We start from the raw sequence: 17,949 nt of genomic DNA on the forward strand, positions 1-17,949 counted from the left end.
TTCACGCGTTGCACTGTTTCAGTTCAGGAATAAAGATTTCGCACTGGGAAAGCGCAGGGTGAGGCTGCAGCAGACGCCTCTTTCCTCGGGTGAAAACTAGTTTCCCACATATATAAAAGAAAAACTGCCCCATGGCCGGACTGGCTTCATCGTCGACAAGCCGGCGCCTGCACGGGTAAAGCATTACCCCAAGCGCCGGCTTGCTGGCGACAGGGGCACTCCTGGCAAAAAGTTGGCAAGGCTGTTGCATTCCTGATAGGAAAGTAAATTTCCCGTGCGGAATTACATGCAGGTCCACCATGCCTTGCCCCCTTACCCAGGAGTGTTCAACCCATGTTGCCAGCAGAAACCCAGCGCACCCTCGATCAACACGGCATCAAGTACGTGTTGGCCCAATTCGTCGATATCCATGGCTCGGCGAAAACCAAATCGGTGCCGGTATCGGGCCTGAAGATGGTGGCCGAGGAGGGCGCCGGCTTCGCCGGGTTCGCCATCTGCGGTATGGGCATGGAACCCCATGGTCCGGACTTCATGGCCCGTGGTGATCTGTCCACACTGATCCCGGTGCCTTGGCAGCCCGGCTATGGTCGCGTGGTGTGCGTCGGTCACGTCAATGGCCAACCCTGGCCTTACGACAGCCGCTACGTGCTGCAACAACAGGTGCAGCGCCTGGCCGACAAAGGCTGGACCCTGAACACTGGCCTTGAACCGGAGTTCAGCCTGTTTCGTCGGGACGAAAGCGGCAAGCTGCAGTTGGTGGATGCCTCGGACAACCTCGACAAACCTTGCTACGACTACAAAGGCTTGTCGCGTTCGCGGCTGTTCCTCGAGCGCCTGACCGAGGCCCTGCAGCCGGTCGGCTTCGACATCTACCAGATAGACCACGAGGATGCCAACGGCCAGTTCGAGATCAACTACACCTATTCCGATGCCATGGAGTCGGCCGACCGTTTCACGTTCTTCCGCATGGCCGCCGGCGAGATCGCCAACGACCTGGGGATGATCTGCTCGTTCATGCCCAAACCTGACCCCAAGCGTGCGGGCAATGGCATGCACTTTCACCTGTCGCTGGCCAGCAGCACCAACAAGAACCTGTTCCACGATCCCTCCGACAGCAGCGGCATGGGACTGTCCAAGCTGGCCTACCACTTCGCCGCCGGCCTATTGGCCCATGGGCCGGCCCTGTGTGCCTTCGCCGCGCCAACGGTCAACTCGTACAAGCGCCTGGTGGTGGGCCGTTCGCTGTCTGGCGCCACCTGGGCTCCGGCTTTCGTCGCCTACGGCGCCAACAATCGCTCGGCCATGGTGCGCATTCCTTACGGGCGCCTGGAGTTTCGCCTGCCGGACGCGGGCTGCAACCCTTATCTGGTCACCGCCGCGATCATCGCCGCCGGCCTGGATGGTATCGACCGGCAGTTGGAGCCGGGCGAGATGTGCAACGAGAACCTCTACAACCTCAGCCTCGAAGAGATCGCCGACCGCGGCATCAAGACCCTGCCGCAGTCGCTCAAGGAAGCCGCCGACGCCCTGGAGGCCGACCCGCTGTTCCGCGAGGTGTTGGGTGCCGAGATCGTCGACGAGTTCATCAAGCTCAAGCGCATGGAGTGGGTGGAATACAGCCGCCATGTCTCCGACTGGGAAATCCAGCGTTACACCGAGTTCTTCTGACCGCCCCCAATCCCCTGGGCGGCTACAGCGAGCGCGGTCGCCCACTGCCTTGTAAGGAGTATCACCATGTGTGGAATCGTAGGTCTGTACCTGAAAAAGCCCGAGCTGGAGGCCCAACTCGGCAAGCTGTTCGAACCCATGCTGCAAGCCATGACCGATCGCGGCCCCGACAGTGCCGGCTTTGCCATCTACGGCGACGAAGTGGCCGAGGGTTGGGTTAAGTTGACCTTGCAGGCCAGCGACATCGACTACCCCTGGACCGCCCTGATGGGCGAGCTGGAAGGGCGTCTTGGCTGCTCGCTGGACTGGTTCCAGAACGCCAGTGCCGCCGTGTTGAAGGTACACAGCAGCGAGGCCGCCGTGCGCCAGGCACTGGTCGAGCTGGCGCCGAACGTGCGCATCATGAGCGCTGGGCGGAGCATCGAGATTCTCAAGGGCATGGGCCTACCGGCGGAGATTTCCAGCCGTTTCGGCCTGGCCACCATGAAAGGCAGCCACATCATTGGTCATACCCGCATGGCCACCGAAAGCGCGGTGACCATGGAGGGCAGCCACCCGTTTTCCACCGGCGCCGACTTGTGCCTGGTGCACAACGGCTCGCTGTCCAACCACTTCCGTCTGCGCCAGGAGCTCAAGCGCGAAGGCATCAGCTTCGAGACCGACAACGACACCGAGGTGGCTGCCGGCTACCTGACCTGGCGCCTTCGCCAGGGCGACACCCTGGCCCAGGCCCTGGATGGTGCGCTGGAGGACCTGGATGGCTTCTTCACTTTCGCCATCGGCACCCGCAACGGCTTTGCCGTGATTCGCGACCCGATCGCCTGCAAGCCGGCGGTGCTGGCCGAGACCGATGACTACGTGGCCATGGCCTCGGAGTACCAGGCCCTGGCCAGTCTGCCAGGCATCGACAAGGCCAGGGTCTGGGAACCAGCACCCGCCACCCTCTACGTCTGGGAGCGCGAAAGCGCCTGACCCTTTCACCGAACACTGGAGCACTTGCATGAAGACCATCGACCTTTCCAGCGCCTCGGTGCGCGAGCTCAACCAGGCCTTGCACGGCGAGGTGCAAGACCGTGAATGGCGGGTCAGCCACCCGGACGGCAAGCACAACCTGGCTGTAGGCATCAACCAGGCCGTTTCCGTGGACATCGACGGCCATGCCGGCTACTACTGCGCCGGAATGAACCAGAGGGCTAGCGTTACCGTGCACGGCAATGTCGGCGTGGGCGTTGCCGAGAACATGATGTCCGGCTCCGTGCGCGTCAAGGGCAGCGCCTCGCAAGCAGCCGGCGCGACTGCCCATGGCGGCTTGCTGGTGATCGAGGGCGATGCCGGAGCGCGTTGCGGCATTTCCATGAAGGGCGTGGACATCGTCGTCGGCGGCAGCATTGGCCATATGAGCTGCTTCATGGGCCAGGCCGGGCGCCTGGTGGTGTGCGGCGATGCGGGCGATGCACTGGGCGATTCACTGTATGAGGTGCGTATCTACGTCAAAGGCACGGTGCAGTCGCTGGGTTCTGACTGCATCGAAAAGGAAATGCGCGCCGAACACCTGCAAGAGCTGCAAGAGCTGCTGAACAAGGCCGGCCTCGACCACAAGGCCGCCGATTTCAAACGCTACGGCTCGGCTCGCCAGCTGTACAACTTCAAAGTCGACAACGCCAGCGCGTACTGAATCAGGAGCACCATCATGAGCGAGCAACCCACCCCGGTACTGCGTGAGTCGGCCACCTTCGACCGCCTGACCATCCAGGAAATCCAGCGCGCCGCCGAAACCGGCATCTATGACATTCGTGGCGGTGGCACCAAGCGCCGTGTGCCGCATTTCGACGATCTGTTGCTGCTGGGCGCCAGCGTGTCGCGGTACCCGTTGGAAGGCTACCGCGAAAAATGCGGCACGGACGTAGTCCTGGGCACCCGTTTTGCCAAGAAGCCGATACACCTGAAAATCCCGGTGACCATCGCCGGCATGAGCTTCGGCGCGTTGTCAGCCAACGCCAAGGAGGCTCTGGGCCGTGGGGCCACCATCGCCGGTACCAGTACCACCACCGGTGACGGCGGCATGACCACGGAAGAGCGCGGCCAGTCGCAGCATCTTGTCTACCAGTACCTGCCTTCGCGCTATGGCATGAACCCGGATGACCTGCGCAAGGCCGACGCCATCGAGATCGTCCTTGGCCAGGGCGCCAAGCCTGGCGGCGGCGGTATGTTGCTGGGCATGAAAGTGACCGAGCGGGTGGCCGGTATGCGCACCTTGCCGATCGGGGTCGATCAGCGCAGCGCCTGCCGCCACCCGGATTGGACCGGACCGGATGACCTGGCGATCAAGATTGCCGAGCTGCGCGAGATCACCGATTGGGAAAAGCCCATCTACGTCAAGATCGGTGCCAGCCGACCGTACTATGACGTGAAGCTGGCGGTGAAGGCCGGTGCGGACGTGATCGTGCTCGACGGCATGCAGGGCGGTACCGCAGCGACCCAGGAAGTGTTCATTGAGCACGTGGGTATCCCGATCCTGCCAGCCATCCCGCAAGCGGTGCAGGCGCTGCAGGAAATGGGCATGCACCGCCAGGTTCAACTGATTGTCTCCGGAGGCATCCGCAATGGTGCTGACGTGGCCAAAGCCATGGCCTTGGGCGCCGATGCCGTGGCCATCGGGACTGCCGCGCTGATCGCCCTGGGCGACAACCATCCACGGCTGGATGCCGAACTGAAAAAAATCGGCTCGGCTGCCGGCTTCTACGACGACTGGCAGAACGGCCGAGACCCAGCGGGTATCACCACGCAGGACCCGGAGCTGGCCAAGCGCCTGAACCCGGAGGAGGCCGGTCGTCGCCTGGCCAACTACCTGCGGGTCCTGGTGCTCGAAGCCCAGACCATGGCCCGCGCCTGCGGCAAGTCGCACCTGCACAACCTTGACCCTGAGGACCTGGTGGCGCTGACGGTGGAAGCAGCGGCCATGGCGCGGGTGCCGCTGGCGGGTACTGCCTGGGTACCGGGGCAGGCGCAGTACTGATGTTGTTGCACTGACTGCTCTGGTCTCATCGCCGGCTTGCCGGCGATGAGACCGATGCAACGCCTACATCGGCAACAGCCGATCCTGGATCACCTCTTTCATCACCAATGTCGAACTCAACCGTTTCACATTGGGAATGCTGGTCAATTGCTCGTCGTACAGCTTCTGAAACGCCGGCAGGTCCTTGGCCACCACATGCAACAAGTAATCTGGGTCGCCAAACAACCGCTGGGCCTCGACGATCTGCGGAATTTCACCCAGTGCGCCTTCGAAATCGGCCACGGGCTGGCGGGTGACTTCGCGCAAGGTGACGAACACCAATGCCGCGAAATTGAGCCCCAAGGCCGAGGGCGCCAAGCGTGCGTGATAGCCAAGAATCGCGCCGTTCTCCTCCAGCGCCTTCAGCCGCCTGTGGCATGGCGACAGGCTCAGGCCGACGCGGTCGGCGAGCTCTGTGACCGACAGCCGACCGTCTTTTTGCAGTTCGGCAAGTATCTTTCTGTCTGTTCTGTCCATTGGGAAGAATCTTCCACCAAATAACGTTCCGCGGGGAATATACGAAAGAAAATCCCCTGGCGGAACCCGTACGCTGTGTCCATCCCCTACCGCGTGCAAAGGAAGTTTCAAGTGGCTATGAGTGTGCTGATGGCGTTCTGGGCCGTGTCGTTGCTGTTCGTGATTACCCCCGGAGCCGACTGGGCATATGCCATCTCGGCGGGCATGCGTGGGCGCTGGGTGATGCCGGCGGTAGCAGGAATGCTGTCGGGGCATTTCATGGCCACACTGGTGGTGGCGGCGGGTGTTGGTACCGTGCTGGCGGGGCACCCCGTGGCCTTGATGTTGCTGACGCTGGCCGGCTGCATCTACTTGCTGTGGCTGGGCGGCAATCTGTTGCTCAGCCCACCGGTGCCGCAATCGGGGCAAAGCAGTATTGCTGACTCTGGCAAGCGCTGGGCACTGAAGGGCTTTTGCGTGAGCGGCCTGAACCCCAAGGTGTTCCTGTTGTTCCTGGCCTTGCTGCCGCAGTTCACCGACCCGCAATCGAGCTGGCCGGTACCGTTGCAGATTCTGCTGCTGGGCCTGGTGCACCTGTGCAGTTCGCTGGTGGTCTATTCGCTGGTGGGGTACGGCGCCAAGGCGGTGCTGAGCAGCCGTCCGGGCGCGGCCAGGATGGTCGGGCGGGTGTCAGGGGGGGTGATGATCCTGGTCGCAGTGGGGTTGATTGCCGGGCAGTTGGGCAGTTGATCACGCCTTTGTCGGCTCAGCGCATGAAATGCACTTTGCCGGTAGCGTCATTACCCATGTAGATCCCATACACCCCCGCCTGCCGTTCAAGGATGTAACGCTCGAGAATCTGTCGGATCGCCGGGTAGTAGATGTCGTCCCAGGGAATCTCGTCAGGCTCGAAGAACTGGTAAGCCATTGTCTCGGGCCCGAACTGGCCGGTCTCTTCGGTGGCGATGGCGCGGAAGATGATGTACACCTCGCTGATCTTCGGCACGCTGAAGATCGAATAAGGCGAGACGATATCGGCGCGCACGCCGCTTTCTTCCCAGACTTCGCGCAGGGCCGCCTGTTCGGTGGTTTCACCGGCCTCCATGAAACCGGCCGGCAAGGTCCAGGTGCCTGGACGGGGAGGGATGGCACGCTGGCACAGCAGGTACTTGCCCTCGCGCTCGATGATGCAGCCGGCGATGATCTTCGGGTTGATGTAGTGGACGTAGCCACAGCCAGGGCAGTGCAGGCGCTCGTGGGTGTCGCCAGTGGGAACGCCCCGGGCCAGTTCCGTGGTGCAGTGCGGGCAGTAGCGCGGGGCGGTGGGCATGGTCAGCGGCCTATGCGAGGTTCCTTGAGGGCCAGGGGCTCGACGATATCGCGCACCTTGGTGTTGTCGTCCTGCTTCTGGCGCAGGTATTCCAGCGCTACCTTGGCGGCGGCGCGAACGTGGTCGACCGAAGCTTGGTGGGCAACCACTGGGTCGCCACTCTTGATCGCCTCGACAATCTTCTCCATCTCACGGTTGCTGGCGCCGCGGCGGTTCTCTTGCGACACCGAAGTGGCGCGCAGGTAGCTGATGCGGGCCTGAAGCTGGCGTAGCTGTTGCGCCGCCACCTGGTTGCCGGAGCCTTCGAGCAGGACGTCGTAGAAGCCTTGTACCGACTCGAGCACTTGCTGCAGTTCGCCTTCTTCGAGGGCTTCGCGGTTGACCTCGAGGGCGCGCTCAAGGGCGCGGATGTCCTTGGCCTTGGCGTTGAGCGTGAACAGCTGCACGATCAGGCCTTCGAGTACACAGCGCAGCTCGTAGATGTCGCGGGCATCTTCCAGGGTGATGATGGCAACGCGTGGGCCCTTGGCGTCGGCGAATTCCACCAGGCCTTCGGATTCCAGGTGACGCAGGGCTTCGCGCACCGAGGTGCGGCTCACGCCAAGGCGGTCGCAGAGGTCGCGCTCTACCAGGCGGTCGCCTGGTAGAAGGTGGAAATTCATGATCGCGCCGCGCAGCTTGTCGAGCACGATTTCACGCAGAGTAACGGGGTTGCGGTTGACCTTGAAGCTGTCGTCGAGTGGCTGGCGTTTCATCAGGTGCGCTCTTTATGAGGCTGTTGCGCCAACATCGCGGAGTGCCTTGAACCTGGCACTCCTTGCAGTGGTTCGAACAGCCCGTTGTTAACGGGTTGACTCCGCATCGGCTTCGGCGAACGCTTCGCGGGCCAGGCGGAAACTGTCCACCGCCGCGGGTACGCCGCAATAAATGCCGACCTGGAGCAGGATCTCGCGAATCTGTTCACGGCTCAGGCCATTGCGCAATGCGCCGCGAATGTGCAGCTTGAGCTCGTGGGGCCGGTTGAGCGCGGAAATCATGGCCAAGTTTATCATGCTGCGCTCTTTGAGCGACAAGCCTTCGCGGCCCCAGACGTGGCCCCAGCAGTACTCGGTGACCAGCTCCTGCAAGGGCTTGGTGAAGTCGTCGGCATTCTGGATCGAACGGTTGACGTACTCCTCGCCCAGCACCTGGGTACGGATCTGCAGGCCCTTGTCGTACTTTTCGTTGCTCATTGCCGTGCTCCGAATGAAAAAGGGGGCCGCAACCGAGGGTGAGAGGGTGGGCGCGGCCCCTGAAAACAGGGGAATGTGTGTGAGCTTCTGCGCGGTTTTACCCGCGAAGAAGCCAACACCGCTTCCTTGGGGGCTTAACCCAAAGGTGGCAGGGCACCTAGCTTGCCTTTGTGGTAGACCATCGGCGTCACCGGCTCGGCTGGCAGCACCAGGTTCTTCACCGCGCCAACGATGATCGCGTGGTCGCCGCCGTCGTATTCACGCCACAGTTCGCACTCTATGATCGCCGTGGCCTTGCTCAGCAACGGGTTGCCCAGTTCGCTCAGGTGCCATTCGATGCCTTTGGCCTTGTCCTTGCCTTTACCGGCGAAGGCGTAAGCCTCAGCGGTCTGGTCGGCTGACAGCAGGTGAATGGCGAACTGCTTGCTGTCACGCAGGATCGGGTAGGTGTCGGAGGCGTAGTTGGGACAGAACAGCACCAGTGCCGGGTCGATCGACAGCGCGCTGAACGCGCTGGCGGTGATGCCGACGATGGCGCCGTCGGCATCGAGGGTGGTGACCACCGTCACGCCGGACGGGAAGGAGCCCATTACGTCTTTGTAGATGCCAGGTTCGATCATCTCGTGTTACCTCTTAGCGCATCACGAACGGGTCGGGCATCGGCGCGGTGGAGAGATTGATCCACACCGTCTTCAGCTCGGTATAAGCCAGCACCGAGTCGATGCCGCTCTCACGGCCGTAGCCGCTGTTCTTGAAGCCACCGATCGGCGCCATGGCCGACACGGCACGGTAGGTGTTGACCCAGATGATGCCGGAGCGTACGTCACGGGCCAGGCGATGGGCACGGCCCAGGTCACGGGTCCAGATCCCGGCTGCCAGGCCGAACTGGGAGTCGTTGGCGATTGCCAAGGCCTCTTCCTCGGTCTTGAAGCGGATCACCGCCGCGACCGGGCCGAATACCTCTTCCTGCATGATGGTCATCGAGTTGCTGTCGCACTCGAACAGGGTCGGCTCGTAGAACCAGCCGTCCCCCTCGACCTCGGCACGCTTGCCACCCATGTGCAATTTGGCGCCTTCGGCCTTGGCGGCCGCAACCAGGCCTTCGACCACGGCCAGTTGCTGGGCGGTGGCCATCGGGCCCATCTCGCTGGCATCGTCCTGCGGATTACCGATACGAATGCGCTTGGCGCGGGCGATCAGGCGCTCGACGAACTCATCGAAGATCTCATCCTGCACCAGCAAGCGCGAACCTGCCACGCAGCTTTGTCCCGAGGCGGCATAGATGCCGGCTACGGCGCCGTTGATGGCGCTGTCCAAGTCAGCGTCGGCGAAGATGATGTTTGGCGACTTGCCACCCAGCTCCAGGGACAGCTTGGCGAAGTTCTCGGCGCTGCTGCGCACCACATGGCGGGCGGTGGCAGCACCGCCGGTGAAGGCGATCTTGCGCACCAGTGGATGGCGGGTAAGCGCTGCGCCAGTGCTTGGGCCGTAGCCGGTCACCACGTTGACCACGCCAGCCGGGAAGCCGGCTTCTAGGGCCAGGCGGGCCAGCTCCAGAATGGTCGCTGAGGCGTGCTCGGACGGCTTGAGCACGATGGTGTTGCCGGCGGCCAGAGCCGGCGCCAGCTTGATCGCGGTCAGGTACAGTGGGCTGTTCCACGGGATGATCCCGGCCACCACGCCGATCGGCTCGTGCACGGTGTAGGCGAACAGGTCAGGCTTGTCCAGCGGCAGGGTGCCGCCTTCGAGCTTGTCGGCCAGGCCTGCGGTGTAGTGGAAGAACTCCGGCAGGTAGCCGACCTGGCCGCGGGTTTCGCGGATCAGCTTGCCGTTGTCGCGGCTTTCGAGCTGGGCGAGGTGCTCTTTGTTCTGGGCGATCAGATCGCCGAGGCGACGCAGCAGCTTGCCTCGGGCGGTCGCGGTGAGGCTGCGCCAGGCTCTGCTGTCGAAGGCACGCTGGGCGGCCTGCACGGCCAGTTCGACATCGGCCTCACCGGCGTCGGGCAGTTGCGCCCAGGCCTTGGCGGTAGCCGGGTCGAGGCTGTCGAAGGTCTTGCCGCTCTGGGCATCGAGCCATTGGCCGTCGATGCACATCTGGAAACGAACGAGGGTCATGCAACAATCCCCTTGGCGGATTCGGTAAGGGTGCGGGCTTGCGCCAGGAAGTCCAGAAGCATCTTGTTGACTTCCCGCGGCGCTTCCACCGGCATCATATGCCGTTGCTCGGCGAGGACCACGCTTTGCGCACCAGGAATGCGCGCGGCAAGCTGGCGAGTCATGGCCGGGGTGGAGCCTGCGTCGAGTTCACCGGTGGCGATCAGCGTCGGCACCTGGATGCTGCCCAGGTCGTCGGCGCGATACATGTCTTGGGTGGCGAACAGCGCATAAGTGGTGTGATAGCCCTGCGGATCGTTGCTCGCCAGCACCTGGCGGATGGCGGCGACCTGCGCGGGGTTGGCGGCTTTGTATTCGCGGCTGAACCAGCGGTCGAGCGCGGCATCGACGTTGGCGTCCGGGCCTTGTTGCGCAGCCTGGGCGGCACGGGCGATGACGCCGGCGCTCTGCTCGGGGGTGCGGTTGAACACGCTGTTGAGCACCACCAGCGCGGCAAGGCGCTGCCGGTGGTGAAGGGCGAATGCGCGCGCCACCAGGCCACCCATCGAGAAGCCAATCACGGTGGCTTGGGCAATCTGCAGGTGATCGAGCAGTTCGGCCAGTTGGTCGGCGTAGCCTTCCAGGCCTACGTCGGGCGGTGGCAGGGCGCTCTGGCCATGGCCGAGCATGTCATAGGCGATGACCCGATAGTCGTTGGCCAGGCCCACGAACTGCCCGCCCCACATTTCTTTGTTCAGGCCCACGCCGTGGATCAACACCACAGGTTGGCCCTGGCCTTGGACCAGGTAGCTGGTTCCGGCCGGTGTACGTTCAGCGACAGGCTGAATCATGGAGGGCGCTCCTTGAAGGTCGGGCGTGGCGCTTGCACGCAACGCCCCGGCCCGTCTTGGTTGTTGTTATTGAGCGTTGGCTTTTTCGGCAGCCAGTTCTTCCAGGTCGATGTAGCGGTTGCCGATGCGCGGGTGCAGGCGACCGCCGTCGGAGGCGCCCAGGACCACGACGATTTCATCGGCGCGCGGGGCGTCTTCGATCTGCATTTCCAGGGTGATGTAGTGAGAACGCAGGCCTTCGTCGTCCTTCTGCATCATCGGGATCTGAATCGAGGTGCCTGGGCCGCCGCGCTTGTTGGTGAAGCTCAGGTAGCTCTTGGCCTTGACGGCTTCGCGGTAATGGTTGCCGAAGCGCAGGGTGTGGATCACGGCGGAAGCGTGTTCGATTTCGCCATCGGCGCCGACCACGGCGGCCTTGCCGTAGGCTTCGATCTTGTCGGCACCGCCGATGGCGGCGGTCAGGCGCTCGACCATCAGCGCGCCCAGCTCGGAGCAGTTGGCGCGGATTTCCGGCTTCAGATCCTCAACGAAACCGCGACCGGCCCATGGGTTCTTGATCACCACGGCCAGGCCGACCATGGTCACTGGCTTGTCGGTGGCTTTGCCGCCTTCGATGCGGGTCTCTTCGGAGTAGGTGACGATCTTGCGGATTTCGAAACTCATGGGGGGCTCCTGGTGAGGGTTATCAGTTCTTGTTGTCTGATGGTATACCATAATATTTGTTGTGCAAGAGGTGCCGAACAATTTCTCTGTTCAGGGGGACGAAAGGTGGGCTGATCCCTTGGTTTTTGGGCTGTCTGTGCTGGACTTCTCGCGGGTAGCCATGCACCTGCAGGTGCTGCACTGTTCTCGATTTCAGTGGGCTGGCGATGGGAACGCCGCCCATGCAAAAAAATGCCCGCTCACGCGGGCCACGAGGGCCCGCGGGAGCGGGCTCATCCCGCAACGGTTTCAGGCAATGGGAATTCAGGCGAACGCCGGCACCACTTCCTTGATGAAGAGTTCGAGCGACTTTTTCTTCTCGGCGTGGGGCAGGCTGTTGTCGCACCAGAAGCTGAACTCGTCGACGCCCAGTTCCTGGTAGTACTTGATGCGCGCGATGATTTCTTCCGGCGTGCCGATCATGGTGTTCTTGCGGATATTCTCCAGCGCGAACGCCGGCACTTCAGCGAACTTGGACTCCGGGCTTGGCTCGAGGAATCCGTTGACCGGCGTGGTCTTGTTGCCGAACCAGGCGTCGAAGGTGCGGTAGAAGCGCGAGATGGCCTGGGCGCCAACCTTCCAGCCTTCGGGCTCCGACGGGCTGTGTACGTGGGTGTGACGCAGCACCATCAGTTGCGGGCGCGGTACTTCGGGGTTGTTGTCGAGTGCGGCCTGGAACTTGTTCTTCAGGTCCAGCACTTCTTCGTCGCCCTTCATCAGCGGGGTGACCATGACGTTGCAGCCGTTTTTCACAGCGAAATTGTGCGAGTCCGGGTCGCGCGCGGCGATCCACATCGGGGGCATGCCTTTTTGCACGGGCTTGGGCACGCTGGTGGAGGTCGGGAACTTGTAAACCTCACCCTCATGGGCGTAATCGCCTTCCCACAGCTTGCGTACGGCCGGCACCATTTCACGCAGCGCCTTGCCGCCGTCGGTGGCGGGCATGCCGCCGGCCATGCGGTCGAACTCGAACTGATAGGCGCCACGGGCCAGGCCCACTTCCATGCGACCGTTGCTGATCACGTCCAGCAGGGCGCATTCACCGGCCACGCGGATAGGGTTCCAGAACGGCGCGATGATGGTGCCGGCGCCCAGGCGGATTTTCTCGGTGCGCGCGGCCAGGTAGGCCAGCAGCGGCATCGGGCTCGGCGAGATGGTGTATTCCATGGCGTGGTGTTCGCCGATCCACACGGTGCTGAAACCGCCGTTCTCGGCCATCAGGGTCAGTTCGGTCAGGTCTTCGAACAGCTGGCGATGGCTGACCTGTTCATCCCAACGTTCCATGTGCACGAACAACGAAAATTTCATGGGGCTTTCCTCGGAGCTTTAAGGTGTCGCCTGGTGCGCCAGGCGTCATTGATGACGATAGGTGGCTCAGGCGAAGGCGGGCAGGCTGGCCATCTTGCCGCGGCAGTAGACCATCGGCCGTGGGGCCTCTTCGGGCACGATCAGGTTGTGCACCTTGCCGACCATGATGGCGTGGTCGCCGCCTTCGTATTCACGCCACAATTCGCATTCGATGACGGCGGTGGCGCCGGCCAGAATGGGGTTGCCAAGCTCGCTCAAAGTCCACTCGATACCAGCGGCCTTGTCCTTGCCTTTCTTGGCGAACGCGTAGGCTTCGGTCTGTTGCTCGCCAGAGAGCAGGTGGATGGCAAAGCGCTTGTTGCGCATCAGTACCGGGTAGGAATCGGAGCTGTAGTTCGGGCAGAACAGCACCAGCGGCGGGTCCATGGACAGGGAAGAAAATGCGCTGGCGGTAAGGCCGACGATCGAACCATCGTCGTCCAGGGTGGTGATGACCGTGACGCCGGACGGGAAGGAGCCCAGGACATGCTTGTAGACGGTTGCATCGATCATGGCGAATACCTCGAGAGGGCTGCGGTGGTCCGCGGTTTTTATCGTTGATGTGTCTGATGGTATACCGTAATACTCGATTTGCAAGTGGAATTTTACACCGGGTAAAAATCACGATGAATGGCGCAAGGCCGCATGAACAGCGGCTTTGAAAAAATCAAGCAAGCATTGCGGGTGCTGCTGAACCGGATCAGTTACACATTTTTCAGCCGCATCAGTGTTGTCAAAAGTTTGGAATACCATAATATGGTCTTCAGCTGAGAGGCCGCCCCGCGCGGTTTCCTTACAAAGATAAAAACGACCTTTCGAGCTGAAAACCTATGTCCCAACCGTCGTCGCAACACCAGTTTGTCGAGAATCACACGGTCGATTACGTTCCACCTGCCGAGCGCCATGGGAAGGCGCGTGATCTGTTCACCCTTTGGTTCAGCACCAACATAGCGCCCCTGCCCATCGTCACCGGCGCCATGGTGGTCCAGGTATTCCACCTGAATCTGTTGTGGGGGTTGGTCGCCATCGTGCTGGGCCATCTTGCCGGGGGCGTGGTCATCGCCTTGGCCTCTGCCCAGGGACCGCAGTTGGGCATTCCGCAGATGGTCCAGAGCCGTGGCCAATTCGGCCGCTATGGCGCCTTACTGATCGTGTTCTTCACGGCGCTCATTTATGTGGGCTTCTTCATTTCCAACATCGTGTTGGCGGGCAAGTCGATCCATGGCATCGCCCCCAGCGTGCCGATGCCCACTGCCATCGTCATTGGTGCGCTGAGCGCAACGGCCATTGGTGTGATCGGTTACCGCTTCATCCACACCTTGAACCGTATTGGCACCTGGGTGATGGGCTCGGCATTGCTGGCAGGCTTCATCATGATGTTCGCCCAGCAGCTGCCGGCTGACTTCTTCAGCCGCGGAGGGTTCAACCTGTCAGGCTTCATCGCCACGGTGTCGCTCGGCACTATCTGGCAGATCAGCTTCTCGCCGTACACCTCCGACTACTCGCGCTACCTGCCGCGTGAGGTAGGCATCGCCAAGCCATTCTGGGCGACCTATTTCGGCGCCACACTGGGCACCATTTTGTGCTTCAGTTTCGGTGCCGTGGCGGTGCTGTGCGTGCCGCAAGGTACCGATGCGATGGACGCGGTCAAGCAAGCCACCGGTTGGCTGGGGCCGATCCTGATGGTGCTGTTCCTGCTCAACATCATCAGCCATAACGCCCTCAACCTCTATGGCGCGGTGCTGTCGATCGTCACGGCCATCCAGACCTTCGTCGCCCAGTGGACCCCGAGCATCAAGGTGCGGGTGATTTTGGCGTCGCTGATCTTGGTGGGCTGCGGCCTGGTAGCGCTCAATGCATCGGCGGACTTCATCGGTCAGTTCATCGGCCTGATCCTGGCGCTACTGCTGGTGCTCGTACCGTGGGCCTCGATCAACTTGATCGACTTCTACCTGATCAAGAAAGGCCAGTACGACATTGCCTCGATCTTCCGCGCCGATGGCGGTATCTACGGGCGCTTCAACCACCATGCGATTGTCGCCTATGCCTGCGGGATCCTGGTGCAGTTGCCGTTCGCCAACACTTCGCTGTATGTCGGGCCCTACTCGAACATCGTCGAGGGGGCCGACCTGTCGTGGCTGTTTGGCTTGTTGGTGACGGTGCCGCTCTATTACTGCCTGGCGACCCGAGGCAAGGAAGAGAAAGCGGGGCAGGTTGTCAGTGCGAATGACTGACTGGGCTTCGTAACGACCGTGATGGCGCTGCTTTGGCAGCGCCATCTTCGTTTTCGGGGGGCCTACAACGGATAGTGCTTCAGTTCCCGAGCGATCAGCATCCGCTGGATCTCGCTCGAGCCCTCATAGATCTGCGTGATCCGCGCATCGCGGTAATACCGCTCCACCGGATAGTCTTCCAGGTAGCCATAGCCTCCGTGCACCTGAATCGCCATCGAACACACGCGCTCGGCCATTTCCGAAGCGAACAGCTTGGCCTGGGATGCTTCCGACAAGCACGGCTTGCCCGCGCTGCGCAGGCGCGCAGCATGCAGTATCAACAGGCGCGCGGCATTGACCTGTACCTGCATGTCGGCCAGCAGGTTAGCGATGCTCTGGTGTTCATTGATCGGCTTGCCGAACTGCACACGGTCGCGCGAATAGAGAAGGGCAGCCTCGAATGCCGCGCGGGCTATCCCCAAAGCTTGGGCGGCGATGCCTATCCGCCCGCCTTCGAGGTTGGAGAGGGCGATAGCCAGGCCCTTGCCGCGCTCGCCAAGGATGTTGGCGGCCGGGATACGGCAGTTGTCGAGGGAGACCGCGCAGGTATCCGAGGCGCGGATGCCCATCTTGTGCTCGCTACGGTCGACCTTGAACCCCGGATTGTCGGTCGGCACCAGAAAGGCAGAAAGACCCTTCTTGCCCAGCTCCGGGTCGGTGACGGCGAAGACGATGGCCAGTCCGGCACGGCGGGCGTTGCTGACGAACTGCTTGGAGCCGTTGATCACCCATTCGCCGTTGACCAGCTCTGCACGGGTGCGCAGGTTGTGCGCTTCGGAGCCGGCTTGCGGCTCGGTCAGGCAGAAGCAACCGATGACTTCGCCGCTGGCCAGGCGCGGTAGCCAGGCCTGTTGCTGCTCGGGTGTGCCATAAGCCAGCAGCGGGCCGCAACCGACGGAGTTGTGAATGCTCATCATCGCCCCGGTAGCGCCGCAGCCAGCAGCGATCTCCTCGACGGCCAGGGCATAGGCGACATAGTCGGTGTAGCTGCCGCCAAAGTCTTCAGGCACCACCATGCCAAGCAGGCCCAGTTCGCCCATTTTCTTCACCACGGCGTCATCGATCCAGCCGGCCTTTTCCCAAGCCTGGGCGTGGGGGGCGATCTCGCCGCGGGCAAAGTCCCGGGCCATGTCGCGGATCATGATCTGCTCTTCGCTCAGTTCCAGGTCTTGCATGTGCGTACTCCCAGGCTCACAGGCCTTCGAAGAATTGGTCGACCCGCTGGCGGCTCAGCCCGCTCAAAGTCGGCGGATTCCAGCGTGGTTGTTTGTCCTTGTCGACGATCAGGGCGCGTACGCCTTCGATGATATCGCCATGCTGGAACCACTGGCGGTCCAGGTGCAACTCCATGGCGAAGCAGTCTTCCAGTGCCAGGTGGCGGCCTCGGCGCAGCATCTCCAAGGTCACTGCCATGGCCAGCGGCGAACGGCTTTCCAGCAGGTCGGCTGTGGCTATGGCCCACGGGCGACTGTCACCGATGCTGACCGCGCGCAGTTGCTCGATGATTGCGAGCGGGTCGGGTTGGGCGAAGAAGTGGTCGATGACGGGGCGCAGCTTTTCCAGAGGGGCATCGTTCAGGGTCTGGGTGCCGAGGGTGGCCATCAGGTTTTGCAGGTCCTTGAGTGGGTATTCGCCGAACGTGATGTTATCCAGGCCTTGCTCCAGGGCAGTGAGGGCGTCGCTGGCCAGGTACCAGTCGGCCAGCCCGCAGTACAGGGCATCGGCGGCCTGGATCTGCACGCCACTGACCCCCAGGTAGATGCCTAGTTCACCGGGAATGCGCGGCAGGAAATAACTGCCGCCCACGTCCGGGAAGTAACCGATGCCCACCTCGGGCATGCCCAGGCGGCTGCGCTCGGTGACGATGCGCAGGTCCGCGCCTTGGGCCAGGCCCATGCCGCCACCGAGGGTGAAACCGTCCATCAGCACCAGAACCGGTTTGCGGTAGCGATGGATGAGCAGGTCGAGGGCATATTCCTCGACGAAGAAATCTTCGTGAAGCCTGTCACCAGCCTTGAAGCTGTCATGCAGCGAGCGGATATCGCCACCGGCGCAGAAGCCCTTGGGGCCTTCGCCGCGCAGAACCACGGCCTTTACCTGTGCGTCCTCGGCCCACCGGTCCAAGTGCTGGCGCAGGCTGCGCACCATGTCGAGGGTCAGGGCGTTGAGGCCGGTAGGGCGGTTGAGGGTGAGGTGGCCAATGTGGTTGCGAACCTCGGCCAAAACGTGATCCGTTGCCGAGATGTGAGCATGCGCGGTCATCGCGTTCTCCCTGCTTTGTTATTGATTTTCCAAGTGAAGTCTGGAGTGCGCTGGAGTGTCGCAGGATCGTGGCATGCGAATTTACCGTGCACAATCGACAAATCTGCAGGGGTGTCCTGCATTTTTGCCTTATGTGCGCGCCTTCCGGACAAGTCATGCAACTTTAGCGCTGTCGCGTCCCCGCGTCGTCCGTCGCTGGCCACCTTCGATCCTTGCACCGTGAAACGTCACGCTTACCGATCTCGCTCGATGTAGTCCGTATCCCACGAGTCGTGTCGAACTGCATCTGACATACATGGGAAGCGCGTCCCCGTACCGTTCTCGCACCGCGACTTGCCACGTTCACCTGTCAGGTCGCAGTCGTTTTCACTACGTTTTCCTAAAGGAGGACAGGGATGTTTGCCGCCGCGAACCAGACCCATTTCAGCTTGCACATCGACGGCCTGGAGCACGATTTCCAGGTCCTCGCCTTCAACGGCACGGAAGCCATCAGCCACGCCTATGCCATTGACCTCGAGCTGGTGAGCGAATGCCCTTCGCTGGACCTGGAACGCCTGCTACACAAACCCGCCTTCCTCCAGCTCGGCGACGCCGGCCGCAGTCTGCACGGCCTGATCCATCGCGCCGTCAAGGGCAAGTCCCTGGCCAGCACCGGCATGAAACTGGCCCAGAGCGGCCA

The 17,949-nt window shown here is 62.3% G+C and carries 18 protein-coding genes and 1 pseudogene; 7 read left to right on the forward strand and 12 right to left on the reverse strand.

What is annotated here, in order from left to right:
• Positions 1 to 333: 333 nt before the first annotated feature.
• The 4 genes from glnT (at position 334) to P3R38_RS10965 (ending at position 4,684) form a co-directional block, all read left to right on the forward strand.
• Positions 334 to 1,668 (forward strand): type III glutamate--ammonia ligase, encoded by a 1,335-nt coding sequence (gene glnT / locus P3R38_RS10950; RefSeq protein WP_023380254.1) that lies wholly within the window; start codon positions 334 to 336, stop codon positions 1,666 to 1,668.
• 66 nt (positions 1,669 to 1,734) lie between these two features.
• The gene (locus P3R38_RS10955; protein ID WP_023380255.1) at positions 1,735 to 2,640 is read left to right on the forward strand and encodes a glutamine amidotransferase family protein; all 906 of its coding nucleotides are present in this window, start codon (positions 1,735 to 1,737) and stop codon (positions 2,638 to 2,640) included.
• A 28-nt stretch (positions 2,641 to 2,668) separates the two neighbouring features.
• The gene (locus tag P3R38_RS10960; RefSeq protein ID WP_023380256.1) at positions 2,669 to 3,343 is read left to right on the forward strand and encodes a glutamate synthase subunit alpha; all 675 of its coding nucleotides are present in this window, start codon (positions 2,669 to 2,671) and stop codon (positions 3,341 to 3,343) included.
• Positions 3,344 to 3,358: 15 nt separating this feature from the next.
• Complete coding sequence (locus P3R38_RS10965; protein WP_027907194.1) at positions 3,359 to 4,684, forward strand: FMN-binding glutamate synthase family protein; 1,326 nt, start codon at positions 3,359 to 3,361, stop codon at positions 4,682 to 4,684.
• A gap of 63 nt (positions 4,685 to 4,747) precedes the next feature.
• Here the strand turns inward: P3R38_RS10965 and P3R38_RS10970 are convergent, their stop codons facing one another.
• The gene (locus P3R38_RS10970; RefSeq protein ID WP_023380258.1) at positions 4,748 to 5,200 is read right to left on the reverse strand and encodes an Lrp/AsnC family transcriptional regulator; all 453 of its coding nucleotides are present in this window, start codon (positions 5,198 to 5,200) and stop codon (positions 4,748 to 4,750) included.
• Positions 5,201 to 5,311: 111 nt separating this feature from the next.
• On the opposite strand from P3R38_RS10970, the gene P3R38_RS10975 reads away from it, so the two are divergent.
• Entirely contained in the window at positions 5,312 to 5,929 is a 618-nt protein-coding gene (locus P3R38_RS10975; protein ID WP_023380259.1) for a LysE family translocator, read from the forward strand.
• 16 nt (positions 5,930 to 5,945) lie between these two features.
• Here P3R38_RS10975 and P3R38_RS10980 read toward each other — a convergent pair whose 3' ends face one another.
• From P3R38_RS10980 to P3R38_RS11020, 9 genes are all read right to left on the reverse strand, one after another.
• Positions 5,946 to 6,509, reverse strand: coding sequence for an NUDIX hydrolase (locus P3R38_RS10980; RefSeq protein WP_277687135.1), 564 nt, complete (start codon positions 6,507 to 6,509; stop codon positions 5,946 to 5,948).
• 2 nt (positions 6,510 to 6,511) lie between these two features.
• Positions 6,512 to 7,264: a GntR family transcriptional regulator gene (locus P3R38_RS10985; protein ID WP_023380261.1), complete on the reverse strand. Its 753-nt coding sequence runs from the start codon at positions 7,262 to 7,264 to the stop codon at positions 6,512 to 6,514.
• Positions 7,265 to 7,351: 87 nt separating this feature from the next.
• Positions 7,352 to 7,741 (reverse strand): carboxymuconolactone decarboxylase family protein, encoded by a 390-nt coding sequence (locus tag P3R38_RS10990; RefSeq protein WP_023380262.1) that lies wholly within the window; start codon positions 7,739 to 7,741, stop codon positions 7,352 to 7,354.
• Between the two features lie 134 nt (positions 7,742 to 7,875).
• Complete coding sequence (locus P3R38_RS10995) at positions 7,876 to 8,361, reverse strand: flavin reductase family protein (protein ID WP_104881861.1); 486 nt, start codon at positions 8,359 to 8,361, stop codon at positions 7,876 to 7,878.
• A gap of 13 nt (positions 8,362 to 8,374) precedes the next feature.
• Positions 8,375 to 9,856, reverse strand: a complete 1,482-nt coding sequence (locus P3R38_RS11000; RefSeq protein WP_023380264.1) for an aldehyde dehydrogenase — start codon at positions 9,854 to 9,856, stop codon at positions 8,375 to 8,377.
• Positions 9,853 to 10,686, reverse strand: coding sequence for an alpha/beta fold hydrolase (locus tag P3R38_RS11005; protein WP_023380266.1), 834 nt, complete (start codon positions 10,684 to 10,686; stop codon positions 9,853 to 9,855). The genes P3R38_RS11000 and P3R38_RS11005 overlap by 4 nt, the downstream gene beginning before the upstream one ends.
• Before the next feature lie 66 nt (positions 10,687 to 10,752).
• Positions 10,753 to 11,349, reverse strand: a complete 597-nt coding sequence (locus P3R38_RS11010; protein ID WP_023380267.1) for an amino acid synthesis family protein — start codon at positions 11,347 to 11,349, stop codon at positions 10,753 to 10,755.
• A 303-nt stretch (positions 11,350 to 11,652) separates the two neighbouring features.
• The gene (locus P3R38_RS11015; protein ID WP_023380268.1) at positions 11,653 to 12,696 is read right to left on the reverse strand and encodes an LLM class flavin-dependent oxidoreductase; all 1,044 of its coding nucleotides are present in this window, start codon (positions 12,694 to 12,696) and stop codon (positions 11,653 to 11,655) included.
• Positions 12,697 to 12,762: 66 nt separating this feature from the next.
• On the reverse strand, positions 12,763 to 13,248 hold the full coding sequence (locus P3R38_RS11020) for a flavin reductase family protein (RefSeq protein WP_023380269.1): 486 nt from the start codon (positions 13,246 to 13,248) through the stop codon (positions 12,763 to 12,765).
• A gap of 317 nt (positions 13,249 to 13,565) precedes the next feature.
• Between P3R38_RS11020 and P3R38_RS11025 the strand changes: the two genes are divergently transcribed.
• Complete coding sequence (locus P3R38_RS11025; protein WP_023380270.1) at positions 13,566 to 14,969, forward strand: cytosine permease; 1,404 nt, start codon at positions 13,566 to 13,568, stop codon at positions 14,967 to 14,969.
• A 62-nt stretch (positions 14,970 to 15,031) separates the two neighbouring features.
• Here P3R38_RS11025 and P3R38_RS11030 read toward each other — a convergent pair whose 3' ends face one another.
• Complete coding sequence (locus P3R38_RS11030; RefSeq protein ID WP_023380271.1) at positions 15,032 to 16,183, reverse strand: acyl-CoA dehydrogenase family protein; 1,152 nt, start codon at positions 16,181 to 16,183, stop codon at positions 15,032 to 15,034.
• A gap of 16 nt (positions 16,184 to 16,199) precedes the next feature.
• Entirely contained in the window at positions 16,200 to 17,270 is a 1,071-nt protein-coding gene (locus P3R38_RS11035) for an enoyl-CoA hydratase/isomerase family protein (RefSeq protein WP_023380272.1), read from the reverse strand.
• A 395-nt stretch (positions 17,271 to 17,665) separates the two neighbouring features.
• Here P3R38_RS11035 and P3R38_RS11040 point away from each other — a divergent pair.
• A pseudogene (locus tag P3R38_RS11040) lies at positions 17,666 to 17,911 on the forward strand (type VI secretion system tip protein VgrG); the annotation flags it as partial.
• Between the last annotated feature and the right edge of the window lie 38 nt (positions 17,912 to 17,949).

It is taken from the genome of Pseudomonas sp. NyZ480 (assembly GCF_029537255.1).
GTDB classification, from domain to species: Bacteria; Pseudomonadota; Gammaproteobacteria; order Pseudomonadales; family Pseudomonadaceae; genus Aquipseudomonas; species Aquipseudomonas taiwanensis.